Source organism: Lysobacter auxotrophicus, assembly GCF_027924565.1.
GTDB lineage: Bacteria > Pseudomonadota > Gammaproteobacteria > Xanthomonadales > Xanthomonadaceae > Lysobacter_J > Lysobacter_J auxotrophicus.
Map to the genome: position 1 here is coordinate 1594968 of NZ_AP027041.1, position 14992 is coordinate 1609959.

The 14992-nt window shown below is 69.1% G+C and carries 13 protein-coding genes and 1 pseudogene; 4 read left to right on the forward strand and 10 right to left on the reverse strand.

The window, feature by feature from the left end; all coding sequences use genetic code 11:
• Positions 1-5: 5 nt before the first annotated feature.
• From LA521A_RS07190 to LA521A_RS07225, 8 genes and pseudogenes are all read right to left on the reverse strand, one after another.
• Positions 6-560 carry a DsbE family thiol:disulfide interchange protein gene (locus LA521A_RS07190; protein WP_281781617.1) on the reverse strand — a complete coding sequence of 185 codons (555 nt, stop codon included), beginning with the start codon at positions 558-560 and terminating at the stop codon, positions 6-8.
• A 152-nt stretch (positions 561-712) separates the two neighbouring features.
• Positions 713-2620 (reverse strand): annotated as a pseudogene (locus LA521A_RS07195) (heme lyase CcmF/NrfE family subunit); the annotation flags it as partial.
• A complete protein-coding gene (ccmE, locus tag LA521A_RS07200) occupies positions 2621-3094 on the reverse strand; it encodes a cytochrome c maturation protein CcmE (protein ID WP_281781618.1) in 474 nt (157 codons plus the stop codon).
• Positions 3095-3121: 27 nt separating this feature from the next.
• Positions 3122-3289, reverse strand: coding sequence for a heme exporter protein CcmD (gene ccmD / locus LA521A_RS07205; RefSeq protein WP_281781619.1), 168 nt, complete (start codon positions 3287-3289; stop codon positions 3122-3124).
• Positions 3286-4038: a heme ABC transporter permease CcmC gene (gene ccmC / locus LA521A_RS07210; RefSeq protein WP_281781620.1), complete on the reverse strand. Its 753-nt coding sequence runs from the start codon at positions 4036-4038 to the stop codon at positions 3286-3288. Before ccmC ends, ccmD begins: the two co-directional genes overlap by 4 nt.
• A 133-nt stretch (positions 4039-4171) precedes the next feature.
• Positions 4172-4864, reverse strand: coding sequence for a heme exporter protein CcmB (gene ccmB / locus LA521A_RS07215; RefSeq protein WP_281781621.1), 693 nt, complete (start codon positions 4862-4864; stop codon positions 4172-4174).
• On the reverse strand, positions 4861-5511 hold the full coding sequence (ccmA, locus tag LA521A_RS07220) for a heme ABC exporter ATP-binding protein CcmA (protein WP_281782048.1): 651 nt from the start codon (positions 5509-5511) through the stop codon (positions 4861-4863). Before ccmA ends, ccmB begins: the two co-directional genes overlap by 4 nt.
• 159 nt (positions 5512-5670) lie before the next feature.
• On the reverse strand, positions 5671-6141 hold the full coding sequence (locus tag LA521A_RS07225) for a DUF3293 domain-containing protein (protein ID WP_281781622.1): 471 nt from the start codon (positions 6139-6141) through the stop codon (positions 5671-5673).
• A gap of 152 nt (positions 6142-6293) precedes the next feature.
• Here LA521A_RS07225 and LA521A_RS07230 point away from each other — a divergent pair, with 152 nt between their 5' ends.
• The 4 genes from LA521A_RS07230 to LA521A_RS07245 all read left to right on the forward strand — a co-directional run bounded on the left by LA521A_RS07230 (position 6294) and on the right by LA521A_RS07245 (position 11548).
• Positions 6294-7442 carry a pyridoxal phosphate-dependent aminotransferase gene (locus LA521A_RS07230; protein WP_281781623.1) on the forward strand — a complete coding sequence of 383 codons (1149 nt, stop codon included), beginning with the start codon at positions 6294-6296 and terminating at the stop codon, positions 7440-7442.
• A gap of 181 nt (positions 7443-7623) precedes the next feature.
• Entirely contained in the window at positions 7624-8421 is a 798-nt protein-coding gene (locus LA521A_RS07235; protein ID WP_281781624.1) for an amidohydrolase, read from the forward strand.
• 308 nt (positions 8422-8729) lie between these two features.
• Complete coding sequence (locus LA521A_RS07240) at positions 8730-9206, forward strand: aminoacyl-tRNA deacylase (protein ID WP_281781625.1); 477 nt, start codon at positions 8730-8732, stop codon at positions 9204-9206.
• A gap of 113 nt (positions 9207-9319) precedes the next feature.
• Positions 9320-11548 (forward strand): AsmA family protein, encoded by a 2229-nt coding sequence (locus LA521A_RS07245; RefSeq protein WP_281781626.1) that lies wholly within the window; start codon positions 9320-9322, stop codon positions 11546-11548.
• Between the two features lie 33 nt (positions 11549-11581).
• On the opposite strand, the gene LA521A_RS07250 is transcribed toward LA521A_RS07245, so the two are convergent.
• Positions 11582-12553 (reverse strand): Csu type fimbrial protein, encoded by a 972-nt coding sequence (locus LA521A_RS07250; protein WP_281781627.1) that lies wholly within the window; start codon positions 12551-12553, stop codon positions 11582-11584.
• The gene (locus tag LA521A_RS07255) at positions 12550-14991 is read right to left on the reverse strand and encodes a fimbria/pilus outer membrane usher protein (protein ID WP_281781628.1); all 2442 of its coding nucleotides are present in this window, start codon (positions 14989-14991) and stop codon (positions 12550-12552) included. The genes LA521A_RS07250 and LA521A_RS07255 overlap by 4 nt, the downstream gene beginning before the upstream one ends.
• Between the last annotated feature and the right edge of the window lies 1 nt (position 14992).

Consider the following 14992-nt stretch of genomic DNA (forward strand, 5'->3'; position numbering starts at 1 on the left):
GCGCATCACAGCGATGCGCCCCGCGCGTCGATCTGCGCCAGCTGGGGCAGCAGTTCCTTTTCGATCACCTCGTCGGTGAGCGGGCCGACGTACTTCCAGCGGATCGTGCCGCCGGCGTCGACGAGGAAGGTTTCCGGTGCGCCGTAGATGCCCCAGTCGATGGCGGCCTTGCCGTCGTAATCGGTGAGGACCATGAAATACGGGTTGCCGAACTGCTCCAGCCAGCGCAACGCGTCGGCGTGCTCGTCCTTCCAGTTGAAACCGATGACGCGCAGGCGCTTGGTTTCGGCGAAACGCGTCAGCACCGGATGCTCGTCGCGACACGCCGGGCACCAGCTGCCCCAGACGTTCAGAAGGTAGGGCGCGCCGCGCAGGTCGCGATCGGTGACCAGCCGGCCGGGCTCGTGCAGCACCGGCAGGCGGAAGGCCGGCGCGGGCTTGCCGATCAGCGGCGAGGGCAGGGCATCGCGATTGGGGTTGCGGCTCAGCAGCACGCCGGCGAAGAGCAGCACGCCGAGGGCGGCGACGACGATCAAAGGGATCCAGCGGGCCTTGTTCACGCATCGTCTCCATCGAAGTCGACGCGTACGTCGTCCGGACCGCTGGCGTTTCGCTTATGCCGTTCGTATTCGCCAAAGACGCTGCCGCCTGTGGTCGATAGCGCTTGCATGGCCGGCCGCGACGGTGCTTCGACCGACGCAACCGATTTCATGCGGAAGCGCCGATCCGTCGCCGTCACGAACCCGCCCAGCATCATCAGCAACGCACCGGCCCAGATCCAGCGCACGAACGGCTTGATGTGCACGCGCAGCGCCCACGCATCGCCGCCGAGCGGTTCGCCCAGCGCGACGTACAGGTCACGCGTAACGCCGCGCGCGATCGCCGCTTCGGTCATCACCTGGCCGCCGCTGGCGTAGGCGCGCTTTTCCGGATGCAGCACGGTGAGCGGCTTGCCGTTCTCGAACACGCTGACGGTGCCGCGGTCGGCTTCGTAGTTCGGGCCCTGCGAATGCGCCGCGCCATCGAAACGGAACGCGTAGCGGCCCAGTTCGACGGTCTGGCCGGGCGCGACGGCGAGTTCGCGCTGCGTGGTCAGGCCTTCGGTCAGCAGGGCGCCGACGAGGAACACCGCCACGCCGAAATGCGCGAGCGTCATGCCGAGCATTTCCGGCGTGAAGCGCTGGCCGCTGGTCTGGCTGCGCACGCGCGTCCACACGAAGCGCGCCGTGCCGAAGAGCACCCACGCCGCGCCGAGCACGCCCGCGGCGACCTTCACCGGGCCCTGCGGCGCCATGAAATAGGCGACGACCGCGAGCGCGATGGCGAGTCCAGCCCACGGCAGCAGCATCGCCAGCGGCTTCGACGCCTGGTCGCGCTGCCAGCGGGTGATCGGGCCGAACGGCAGCAGCAGCACCAGCGGCGCCATCAGCAGCACGAACATCAACGCGAAGTAGGGCGGACCGACGGAAATCTTGCCCAGCTCCAGCGCGTCGGCGAGCAGCGGATACAGCGTGCCGAGCAGCACCATCGCGCACGCCGTGGACAGCAGCAGGTTGTTGGCGAGCAGCAGCGTTTCGCGCGAGAACAGCTCGAAGGGCTTGCCGGCATCTTCCGAGGACGGCGCCTTCAGCGCGTACAGCAGCAGCGATCCGCCGACGACGATGCCGAGGAAGATGAGGATGAAGAGGCCGCGCGCCGGATCGGCCGCGAACGCGTGCACGCTGGTCAGCACGCCCGAACGCACCAGGAACGTGCCCAGCAGCGACAGCGAGAACGTCGCGATGGCGAGCAGCAGCGTCCAGCCGCGGAAACTGCCGCGCTTTTCGGTCACCGCCTGCGAATGCAGCAGCGCGGCACCGGCGAGCCACGGCATGAAGCTCGCGTTCTCGACCGGATCCCAGAACCACCAACCGCCCCAGCCGAGTTCGTAATACGCCCACCACGAACCCAGCGCGATGCCGAGCGTCAGGAAGGCCCACGCGACGTTCGTCCACGGACGCGTCCAGCGCAGCCAGCGTGCGTCGATCTTTCCGTCGAGCAGGGCGGCGATCGCGAACGCGAACGGCACCGCGAAGCCGACGTAGCCCAGGTACAGCATCGGCGGATGGATGATCATCCCCGGGTCCTGCAGCAGCGGGTTGAGGTCGCGCCCTTCGCCGGGCGAGGGCAGCAGGCGGAGGAACGGATTGCTGGTGAAGATCAGGAACGCGAGGAAGCCCGCGCTCACCAGCCCCATCACGCCCAGCACGCGCGAGATGACGGTGTCCGGCAGGCTGCGCGAGAAACGCGCGACGGCGCCGGTCCACGCGGCGAGGATCAGCGCCCACAGCAGCAGCGAGCCTTCGTGCGCGCCCCACACCGCGGTGTAGCGGTACATCACCGGCAGCAGCGAGTTGCTGTTCTCGGCGACGTAGCGCAGGGAGAAATCCTGCGTCACGAAGCCATGCGTGAGGATCACGAACGCGAAGGCCACCAGCGCCAGCTGCGCATATGCGGCCGGACGCGCAACGGCCATCCACGGCGCGACGCCGCGCTGCGCGCCGGCCAGCGGCAGCGCCGCCTGCAGGACCGACACCAGCAGCGCGAGGATCAGCGCGACCTGCCCGATTTCGCCCAGCACTTACTTGGCTTCCTTCGCCGCGCCGGCGGCGGGTGCGTCGACGTCGTGCTTCTTGTGCGCCATGCCCATCTTGTCGGCGACTTCCTTCGGCATGTAGTTCTCGTCGTGCTTGGCGAGGATCTCCTCGGCCACGAACACGTCGCCCTGCATGCGGCCGGTGGCGACGACGGCCTGCTTCTCGCGGAAGAGGTCGGGGAGGATGCCGGTGTACTTGACCGGCATCTGCGCGTCGCCATCGGTCACGCGGAAGGTCGCGTCGAGCGAGCCGGGCGCGCGCTTGAACGAATCGGCCGCGACCATGCCGCCCAGGCGGAAACGCGCCTGCCCGCCGGCTTCGCCGCGCAGCACTTCGCTGGGGGTGTAGAGGTAGGCGATGTTGCGCTGCAGGGCCATCGCGACGAGCGTGGTGGCGATGCCGGCGGCCACGACCAGGGCGATGACCCAGAGCAGGCGGCGGCGACGGACGGGATTCATGCGGGAAGCACTCTCGAACGAAAGGGGCTAGCGGGTCAGTTCGGCGTCACGGCCCGGGCGCGCGGCCTCGCGCGCGGCACGCTGGCGTGCGCCGCGCAACTCGCGGCGGATCTGCAGCTTCGTGCTGGCGTAGTCCCATCCCAGCACGATCACGAACACCGCGTAGGCGGCGATCACGTAGTTCTGATAACTCATGCGCGCCGACCTCCGGCGAGGTCGGCGACCCAGCCCTTGCCGCTCTCGCGACGCAGGTTGTCGGCGCGGGCGCGCGACAGCAGCGCGCCGACGAACCAAAGCTTGGTGCCGAGGACCATCCAGATCAGCGGCCCGTACATGCTGGGATCCATCTTCGACTCGCCGAAGATCTCGATCGTCTGGCCCTGGTGCAGCGAGTTCCACCACACCACCGAGTACCGGATCACCGGCAGCAGCGCGACGCCGACGATCGCCAGCAGCCCCGCGGCACGCGCGGCGGCGCGGCGGTCGTCGATGGCGTTGTACAGGCCGATCATGCCCAGGTAGAGGAACAGCAGGATCAGTTCGGTGGTCAGGCGCGGATCCCAGTCCCACCACGTGCCCCACATCGGCTTGCCCCAGATGGAGCCGGTGAGCAGGGTGATGAGCGTGAAGGCCGCGCCGATCGGCGCGCAGGCCATCGCGAGGATCTCGCACAGCTTGATGCGCCACACCAGCGCGATCGCCGAATACAGCGCCATCAGGCCGAAGACCGCCATGCTCATCCAGGCGCTTGGCACGTGGATGTAGAGGATGCGGAAGCTGTCGCCCTGCTGGTAGTCGGCCGGCACCTGGAACAGCGCGCCGTACAGGCCCCAGGCCATGACCAGCAGGCCCAGGCCGTAGCCCCAGGGCGCCCAGCGCGCGGCGAAGCGGTCGAAGTACGGAGGCGATCCGAGTTTGTGGAACCAGCGGATGATCGGATTCATCGATTTCTCAGCCCGGTCCGGCGGTGCGGCCGGACGGTGGCGGTTGCGGCGGATTGTCGCGTCGGCCGGGAAGGGGCCCCTTGATCTGGCTCAAAGCTCCGTCCCCGGCGTTCACCCGTGCGCCCCGTCGAACTCAGCTCAGTGCGATGCGGATCGCGGCGGCCGCGGCCAGCGGCGCCAGGACCAGCGCCACCGCCAGGCCCGCGCCCAGCAACAGCAGCGCTCCGGTCGGATCCAGCCCCTGCGCGCAGGCCGCCACGCTGCCCGCGCCGAACACCAGCACCGGCACGTACAACGGCAGCGCCAGCAGGGCCACGAGTATACCGGAGCGCCGCATCCCGACTGTCAGGGCGGCCACGACGGCGCCGATGAGGCTCAGCAGCGGCGTGCCCAGCGCGAGCGAGGTCATCAGCACGCCCAGCTCGCGATGCGGCAGGTACAGCAGCTCGCCGAGGAAGGGCGTGGCGATCAGCAGCGGCAGCGCGGTCGTCGCCCAATGCATGAAGGTCCGCACCCCGACCAGCCAGGCCAGCGGCACCGGCGCCAGCATCCACTGCTCCAGCGAGCCGTCCTCGGCGTCGCCGCGGAACAGCGTGTCCAGCGAGAGCAGGCCGGCCAGCAGGACGGCCAGCCACAACACCGCGGCGGCGACCTTCGACAGCGCGGTCTTCTCGCCGCCCAGGCCGAGGGCGAACAGGACGACGACCAGCAGCGCGAACAGCGCCGGCTGCAGCGCATCGCCGCGACGCCGCCACAGCAGGCGCGAATCGCGGACGAGCAGGGCGCGCGCGGCGCCGACCAGGCTCGGCGTGGTGGAGGCGCTCATGCGGCGGCCCCCCGGCTCAGCACCAGCATGCGCGTGCGCACCGGCGGGGCCGCGTAGGCGCCGTGGGTGGTGACCAGCGCCGCGCCGCCCTCGCGCAGGTGCGCCTGGACCATGCGGTTGACCAGCTCGATGCCTTCCAGGTCGAGGTTCGCGTACGGCTCGTCGAGCAGCCACAGCGGCGCCGGCGACATCCACAGCCGCGCCAGCGACAGGCGCTTCTTCTGCCCGGCCGAAAGCTGGCGCGCGAGCGTGTCCTCGTAGCCGGCCAGCCCGACGATCGCCAGGGCGTTCTCGGGAAGCTGTGCACGGCGGCGACCCTGCAGGCCGCACAGGAAGTCGAGGTTTTCCATCGCCGTCAGGTCCGCCTTGAGCCCTGGCAGGTGGCTCAGGTACGCGATCGCGCGGGCGCGACGGGCATGCCCGGCCGGTTGGCCGTCGAGGTCGATCTCGCCGCCGTCGGAGCGAAGCAGCCCGGCGAGCACGCGCAGCAGCGTGGTCTTGCCGGCGCCGTTGTCGCCCTGCACGAGCAGCGCTTCGCCGGCGTCGACGCTGAAATCCAGCGGGCCGAACACCGGTTCGTCGTTGCGCGCGAAGCGCAGGCCGCGGGCGGCCAGCAGCGGCGGGGCGGGGCGGTCGTTGGGCGTCATCGGAAAGGCCGGGCGGGCGGCGCCGCGAAGGTCGGCCATTCTATTCGGTTCGCCAAATCCGCCGCTTGGCGTGGCGGGGCGCCTGACGGCGGCGGGCGTTGGCACCCGGGCAGGCGGAGCACGCCCGGTGGGACTCACGACGTGATCAGGCGTCACCGCTCACGCCGGGATCCAGTCCGTATGCGCGACCGCGTGTCCGACGGGGCGCGGCGCCAGCATCCGCAGCCGAACCGGCTCGCCGGCCGCCCAGTCCAGCACGCCCGCCTGGCCGAATTCCTCCGCGAGCCGGAGCAGCGCGCTCTCGTCCACGTCGGCCACGAGCCAGCCCGGCTCGCGCCAGCGGCCGTCGGCGTCCTGCGCCCACGCGGCGTGCCGCGTCACGCCCAGCGCGTCGAGCTGTGTGACGAGCAGGGCGTCGGCGGCCTCGTTGGCGGTGTCCGAGCGCGGTTGCGACGCCGGATTCCACGCCGTGATGAACGCATAGCGCGACGCCGGGGCGTAGGCCTCCAGGTCGCGCGCGGGCTCGCCGACGCGCAGCGGAAACGAATCGCCGTCCAGCGCGACCACATACACCGCGGCGGCGTAGGCGCTGGCAAGCTCGGCGGCGTCGACGATCTGCAGTTCACGCATGGCGCAAGTGTCCACGGCCGATGCGACCGGCGCAATCGCGCGCGCCCGCGCCTGCGGCCGGAGGATGCGCAGATGAGCGTTCGTCATGACGCCGCCGTGCCCGCGTCCTTACACTTGGCGGTCCGCAACCCCCACGCCGAGCTTTCCCCGCGATGACCCTGCAAACCAAACTGCCGAAGGTCGGCACGACCATCTTCACCGTGATGTCGCAGCTGGCGATGGAGCACGACGCGGTCAACCTCGGCCAGGGCTTCCCGGACTTCAACGTGCCCGAGCGCCTGATCGACGCGCTCGACCGCGCCATGCGCGAGGGCAGGAACCAGTACGCGCCGATGACCGGCGTGCCCGCGCTGCGCCAGGCCATCGCCGCGAAGACCGAGCGCTGCTACGGCCATCGTCCGGACGCGGATACTGAAGTGACCGTCGTTTCCGGTGCGAGCGAGGCGATTTTCGACGCCGTCGCCGCCGTCGTGCGCGCGGGTGAGGAGGTGATCGTGCTCGATCCCTGCTACGACTCCTACGAGCCGGCGATCGACCTGGCCGGCGGTCGCGCCGTTCACGTGCCGCTGGATCCGCAGACCTTCGCGCCCGACTGGCAGGCGATCCGCGCCGCGGTCACGCCGAAGACGCGCCTTCTGATGATCAACTCGCCGCACAATCCGTCCGGCGCGATGTTCACCGCGGACGACATCGAACAGCTCACCGCGCTGCTGCGCGACACGAACCTCTGGCTGCTGTCGGACGAGGTGTACGAGCACATCGTGTTCGACGGCCGCCGTCATGAATCCGTGCTGCGCCATCCGGAACTGCGCGAACGCGCGTTCGTCGTGTCCAGCTTCGGCAAGACCTACCACTGCACCGGCTGGAAGGTCGGTTACTGCATCGCGCCGCCGCTGCTGTCGGCCGAGCTGCGCAAGGTGCACCAGTACAACACCTTCTGCACGTTCGCTCCGGCGCAGTGGGCGTTCGCGGAGATGATCGAAGCCGAGCCGGAACACTACGAGCAACTCGGCGCGTTCTACGAAGCCAAGCGCGACCGCTTCCGTGAGCAGTTGCTCACCACGCGCCTGAAGCCGCTGCCGGTGCCAGGCGGTTATTTTCAGCTGGTGGATTATTCGGACGTGAGCGACCTGGACGATGCCGCGTTCTGCCGCTGGCTCACGGTGGAAAAGGGCGTGGCCGCCATCCCGCTGTCGCCGTTCTACGAAACGCCGCCGGCGGGGCAGCGCCTCGCGCGTCTGTGCTTCGCGAAGAACGAGGCGACGCTGGACAAGGCGATCGAGCGGTTGCAGAGGCTTTGACGTACACCGAAGCGGCTTCCGTGAAACGTCCGTCGCTTCAAGAATCGTCATTCCCGCGAAAGCGGGAATCCAACCGTCCGACGCGTCATGTGTTCCGTAGGGTTTGATGCGTCTGACAGCTGGATCCCCGCCTTCGCGGGGATGACGGCGATCGAATTCAGCCACACATTCGGGTAGTCCAATGAACGACCTGCGCGTCACCCTCGTCCAAGGCGACACCCGCTGGCACGATCCGGCCGGCAATCGCGATTACTACGGTGGACTGATCGCGCCGCTGCGCGGCACGACGGATCTGGTGATCCTGCCGGAAACCTTCACCAGCGGTTTCTCCAACGAGGCCATCGGCAATGCCGAGACGATGGCGGGACCCACCGTCGAATGGGTCCGCGAACAGGCCGCGCGGCTCGACGCCGCGGTGACCGGCAGCGTCCAGTTGCGCGATGGCGACGGCGTCTACAACCGCCTGCTGTTCGCCACGCCCGACGGTGCGGTGAGCACCTACGACAAGCGCCACCTGTTCCGTTACGCGCGCGAACACGAGCGCTACGCGGCGGGCCGCGATCGCCTCACGCTCGACTGGCGCGGCTGGCGCATCTGCCCGCTGGTCTGCTACGACCTGCGTTTCCCCGTGTTCTCGCGTAACCGGTTCGATGTCGAACGTGCGGGCCAGCTCGACTTCGACTTGATGATCTTCGTCGCCAACTGGCCGTCGGCGCGCGCGTATCCGTGGAAGACGCTGCTGCGCGCGCGTGCGATCGAGAACCTGTGTTACGTCGCGGCGGTGAACCGCGTCGGCACCGACGGCAACGGGCTGCATTACGCCGGCGACAGTGCGGTGATCGATTACGTCGGCCAGCCGGTCACCGAGTGCGTGGACGTCGAGACCGTCGTCACCGTGACGCTGTCGGCGGCCGAGCTGGCCGCACATCGCGAGCGTTTCCCTGCGATGCTGGACGCGGACGCGTTCGAGCTGCGCTGAAAGCCCGCTTTTGTAGCCCGGGTAAGCGAAGCGCACCCGGGTTCGCCACACGCACGCCGTCCTGCCGCCGATCGCCGTATTCCGCCGCGCCGATTCGATGAATGGCGCCGACGCGTCTCGCGGGGCGTCGATAACGCACACGTGACGCAGCAGGCCGCGGATCGCATCGCACAACGGGGGTACACTGGCCGGGCCGTCCCGTGCGGCACGCCTCACGTTTCAAGTCGCCTCTTCATACAACGACCCACGCCCCGCGCGCCGCATCGAGCGTCGCGACGCGCCCGGCCTCCGCTGAAGGAGCCCGTGCCATGTCGTCCGAAACCCTGTCCCCGCGCCTCCAGGAATTCCTCAGTTCCAACCGCGTCGCCTACGACACGATGACGCATCCGCATGCCTTCACCGCACGCGACACCGCGGCGAGCGCCCACATCGACAGCCACGAGATGGTGAAGACCGTCATGGTGCGGCTCGATGGAAAGCTCGCGATGGCGGTGCTTCCGTCGGACGAATGGCTCGATCTGGCGCAGCTGCGCAAGGCCAGCGGCGCGCGCGAAGTCGCGTTGGCGAGCGAGTCGGACTTCAGCGACCGCTTCCCCGAATGCGAGGTCGGCGCGATGCCGCCGTTCGGCAATCTCTACGCGATGGACGTGTATGCCGCGGCGAGCCTGGCCGAGGACGACGACATCGCGTTCAACGCCGGATCGCATCGCGAGCTGATGCGCATGGGCTGGCACGATTTCGAGCGCCTCGTGCATCCACGCGTGGTCGAACTCGCGCGCCACTAATCGCAATCGTGCAGGCAATGCACGGTGCAAAGTTCGCGTCGGTCGAGAGGCCGGCGGCCGCGTTGCGCGGGTAAGCTCAGCGCATCGCACCGTGCACCAGGGAGCACGCATCAATGGAACTGAACTTCGCAACGCGTTCGTGGCAGCGTGTTCCTTCCCTCGCGCGGCGCTGGATACGGCTCGGCGCGATCGTGCTGGTCGGCGTTTACGCGTTCTACCTGCTGGCCGGCAACATCTTCATCAACACGCCGATCGGCGAATGGACCGCCAACCGCAAGCCGGAGAAGTTCCAGATCCAGTGGAGTCGCGGCCTCACGCTGTGGCCCGGCCGCGTGCACGTGTGGGACGTGCGCCTGAAAGGCCACGCCGGTCGCGCGACGTGGTCGGTGGAGGCCGCGCGCGCCAGCGGCCGCATCGCGATCCTTCCGCTGTTGCGAAAGACCGTGCGCGTGCCGGAAGTGGTCGCGTACGAGGTCACCGGCGCCGTCGATATCGGCGGCCCGCACAAACCGCCGCTGCCCGCGCGTGCGGGCGGCTGGGTGCTGCAGTTCGACCGCATCCACAGCGATTCGATCCGCCACGGACGCCTGGGCGATCTCGTGCTCGACGGCGTGGGCCGCGCGAACGTCGGCTTCTTCAAGCAGCTGCGCGGCGGGGCGCTGGAGCTGATGCCGTCGCAGGCGCACTTCGAGAACGCCCAGCTTCGATTCGGCAAGGACGCGCTGCTGCGCGACGGTCGCATCGATGCCGACTTCGCCATCGCGCGGCACACGCGCGATCAGGCACGCGGCATCGCGAAGCTGCTGCTCACCGACGCGACGCTCAAGCTCGACGGCAAGGCACCCACGCTGGGCGTGAGCATCGACCCGCAGGGCCGCATCGCACTGAGCAACGTGGCCGGCGATGGACGCGCGCAGATCGACCTGGGCTTCGCGCGCGGCTCGCTGACGCCCGGCAGTCGCCTGCGCTGGCACACGCCGGTGCGCGGGCGCGACGGAACCGGCAAGGCCTTCAGCGATGCGCTGGACGTCGCCCTGGACGTGGATCGCGACATGCACCTGATCGCGCGCGCGCCCGCGCAGGCCGAGGGTCGCCTGTCGCTGGATGCCGACGTGACCGTTCGTGGCACGCAGGTTCCGCTGAAGGATGCGCGAAGCCTGTTGCCGCGCAGCTCCGGGCACGTGGTCGGGCGATGGCACTTCGCGTCGCTGCGCTGGCTGGGGAGTTTCTTCGACGCGCCGTGGCTGTCGCTGGACGGCGCGGGCGTGGTGGACGCGGACGTGCGGGTGATCGACGGGCGGATCGCGGGCGGCAGCCGCGTCGGCGTGCCGGACGTGCAGGCCGTCGCGCACGTCATGGGCAACCGCATCGCCGGTCGCGCGCGTGCCGACGGCCGTCTGGACACAGGGCCGGACGACGAGGTGCTGCCGCGCCTGGAGCTGGTGATGGAGCGGTTCGACATCGCGGCCGACGACGCGGCGGCGCGTCCGTTCGTGCAGGGGCAGAACCTGCGGCTGCTGCTGGAAAGCGTGTCCGGCGTGGAACGTCAGGCGCTGCGCCAGCCGGGGGCGATGAAGCAGGTGGGGCAGGCGATGCGCGCGCATCTCACCTTCGCCGATGCGAAGGTGCCCGACCTGCGCGCCTACAACCGGTACCTGCCCAACGATCATCTGCGATTCGATGGCGGTTCGGGCACGCTGTCCGGCGATCTCACGCTCGATGGCGCGGGCGCGATCGGGCAGGGCACGCTCGGCATCGATGCGCGCGCTGCCCGCATGCACCTGGCCGGCATCGCGCTGCGCACCGACGTGGACATCGACACGAAGCTGCGTCGCGCGGACCTCAAGCGCCACACGTTCAACATCGACGGCACGCGCATGGCGCTGGCCAACGTCAGTTTCACCGAGCCCGGCGGCGAGTCGCGCGGCGGCTGGTGGACGCGCATCGACCTGCAACGCGCGCGCATGGACTGGGATCGACCGGTGAGCATCGACGGCCGTGCGCGCATCGCGATGAAGGACGTCGGTTTCCTGCTTGCGCTGTTCTCCCGGCAGAAGGATTACCCGAAATGGATGTTCAAGCTGGTCGATTCCGGCCCGGCGCAGGCCAACGGCAACGTGCGCCTCGCCGGGCAGACGCTGCTGCTGGACAACGTGGATGCGAGCAACGCGCGTTACGACGTCAAGGCGCGGCTGCGCCTGCACGGAAAGCAGCGCGCCGGCAGCCTGTACGCGAAATGGGGCGTGCTCAGCTGCGCGGTCGCGGTCGACAACGGACAGCGCGACTTCCACCTGATCCGCGCGCGCGAGTGGTACGACGCGCAGCCGGCGATGTTGCCGTGACCGACGCGTCGCGATCGCGACGTCCGAGGGACCTCAGAACGTGACCGTCACCGTGATCGTGTCGTTGTAGGTGCCCGGCGGGGGCATGTTCTGTGCGGGAACGCTGCCATACACGGTCGCTGTCTGCGCAGCACCGGCGCCGGTCAGGCTGAGCGTCGAGGTCCCCTGGCTGCCGTCGCCCCAGCGCTGCGTCCGCGCGGCATCGCGATACAACTGGTATTGCAGTAACTCCGTTCCGCCCATGCGCGTCATCGCGCGCGATGCGACCTTCGCGCCGACGGACACGCCTGCGTCGAGCGCGATGGTGACGGTCGCGCTCTTCGTGCAGGTGAGGGTGAGCACGCCCGTTGCGTTGACCGCTTGCCCGATGACGCCCATCTGGCCGAAGTCGATATTGCTTGCGGACACCGAACAACCTGCGATCACCGTGGCGCGCGTCGTGAAGGAAGGAGGCGTCTGCGGGCCGCTTCCGGTCGTGCAGGCGGTCGGCGCGCTGGTGTAGCCGACGACGTTGAAGCCGGTATAACCCGCGCCGAGAAATCCCTGGGAGTAGGCGCCCACCGGCAGATCGGTCTGGCCGTCGAATATCCGCACGTACACCGGAACGGAGGTGCTGCCGGCGCCTCCGGACATCGGGATCTCCGCGGTGAGCACGTTGTTCGCGGTCGAGTCCCAGAGGCTGCCCCAGGGACGCGTGCGCGCCGCGTCGATGTACATGTCGTAATTCAACTTCACCCCGCCCGGCCCCGTCATGCCGCGCGAGCCCAGGCTGACGCAGGCGTGGATGTAGGGCGTCGATGCCCCGGTACAGCTGATGGTCGCCTGCGTCGTCAGGTCCACCGGCCCGGCTGCGAGCACATCGACGTTGCCGAAGTCCGGGTTGGGTATCGAGAACGTGCAGGTCTGCGCCCTCGCGACCGTCCCTGCCGTCAAAAGCAAGGCCAGCAGACACGACACGATGCAGCGGATCGAACGCCGCTTCCGTTCCACGATCGCGCGTGTCATGGCGACCTCGCACAGGTGAACGGCCCGATGGTCTTGAGCACGTCGGTCTCCTTGTCGAAGCGGATCGTCGCGACGCAGCGGACGCCGCCGATCGTGGCCGCCAGTCGCGCCTGGTCGACCAGCGCCGGAACGAACACCTCGCCGTCGTAGCCCACAACGTACGACTCGCCGGTATCGAGCTGCTCGACCGGCGTTCCGACCGGCAACGGCGCGCCTGCCTCGTCGTGAAGGATCACGGTCGCGCCCTCGTAGCGGCCCATCGCGAAATCCGCGAGCACGCCCGACTGCGCGCGTGGCGCCACTTCCATGCGGTCGCTCTGGTAGGCGATGTCGATCGGCAGGTTCGTGACGTCCAGCGCGAGCCGGTTGATCTCGTAGGCCTGCAGGTCGGGCACGAGCAGATGGCCGTGGCGGTTGGTCGTGCCGACGTACGCGTTCTCGCGCAGCACCGGAACGTTGGGCACGCCGCGCGTGGACACCAGCGCGAAGGCGTCGTAGACGTAGCGCGAGGCCATCAGGTCGCCATCCATCAGGATGAAGGCGCCGTTGGCGAACAGCGAATGGTTGATGTAGCGCTGCGTCCCGCGACGGGCGTGTTCGGCGGTGAGGGACGCCTCGACATGGCGGCCGCGATAGTCCAGCCGCCCCAGCGAATGACGGTAATCGTCGCTGCCGCCGTCGAGCGACAGGTTCCACCCGAAGCCGCCGCGTTCGTAGTCCACGCTCCTGCCTGCGCTCAGTGTGACTGTATCGACGTCGCCGTTGCGGCTTGCGGCCACGGAGGCGCTCCTGCGATTGTCCAGGCTCAACGACGCGCCGATGTAGAGGCCGCCCGGATCGTCCTGGTCCAAGTCGCGGTAGGCGGTGGCGAACACGTTCAGGCGCTCGCCGAAGGAACCGTTGTAACCCAGCGTGATGATGCGCGACCCACCGGTCGCGGACGCGTCCTGCCGTGTGTACGTGACGATCACCGAATGCCGCTGCGTGATCGGCACGCTGAAGGACGCATGCGCCTGGCGCTCGGGAATAAGCGCGCCTTCCAGGAAGCCGATGTCGCGGTAGTCGTCCTGCGTGCGCAGGCCGCGGATGTCGATAGTGAAATACGGCGAAAGGTATTGGTATCCCAGCCCGTACTGGTTGCCTCGTGCATCCCCCGCGCTCTGCGACCACGAGCCGTCGATCACGCCGAAGCGTCCCAGCTCCACCAGTGCGCCGACGCCGGCGTTGCGCAGGCCGTCGGCGAACTCACCGTGCGCCTCGAACGTGAATCCGTCCCGCATGCCGCGTCGCAAGGACCCCGTCAACGCCGGCGAATCGCGATAGTCGAACGACCGGCTGCCGTAGCTGCGGCGCACATAGCCGAACTGCGCGGCGTAATCGGTGTTGCCGGCGGCGAGCAGGCGCGAATCCATGTACAGGGGGCGCATCAGCACGACTTCACGCCCCAGCGCATCCTGGAACACGATCCGCGCCTGTCCCGCGCCGGTGAGCGCGGGCGCACCGGCGAAGACGAAGGGGCCGCCGGTGGCCTGCGCGGTTTCCTGACGCAGCCCGTTGATGAACAGGTCCACCGTGGTCGGCACCACGGCGCTGCCTCCGAGCGCCGGCACCGGAAACGTGATCAGGTCGGGCCGCACGTCGAAATTGCGCGCGATGGAAATGCCGCCCAGGCGCACGGCGCGGGTCCAGGTCAGCGAGGAGGAAATGAAATCCCCGACCGTGTACGTGCGCATGCGTTCGACGTCCGAGTACGTCCAGTAGGAGTCCTGCCGCGTGTAGTCGTGGTGGCCGTTTTCCAGCGTCGAATAACCGGTGTTGACCAACACGCCGCGCCGCGAGAACAGGCGCAGTTCGGACGACAGCGCGAAGGTGCGGTTGCGCTGCGCGTAGTGCGCGTCGAACTCCTCCTGGCTCACCACCGGCAGGTGCCCGTAGCGCGCGGAGCCGAGCAGCGGCACGTGCAGGCGGCGCGCGTTCTGCCGTTGCGTCAGTTCGACGCGGCTGCTCTGCAGGTTCGCGGCGTAGTTGAACAACAGGCCGGTGCCCGTTTGCGGCGGTGGTGGTTTCGGGTTCGCGAAACCGATGCGCTCGGGCACCAGCTGCGCATCGGGCAGCGTGAGTTCCATCCGTTGCTCGGCCTCGAGGTAGCGGGTTTGCAGGTCGGGCACGTCGGCGAGCGCGACCCGGCGGTCCGCGTCCAGCGGCAGGTTGTCCACGCGGACGCCGATCGCGGTGAGTTCGTCGGCGGACATGACGAAGCCACGCGCGTCGCGATCGATCTGCACGATCAGCTCCGTGTCGCGCCCGTTGACGATGGCCTCCAGGTAATACGTCGTGGGCGCGACGGCCGCGGTCTGCGCGCCGGCGTTGCGCGCGGCGGCCGCGGCCAGCACGGCGCCGGCCGTCGCGACGAGGTAGAGCAACGGATGCGCGCGCATC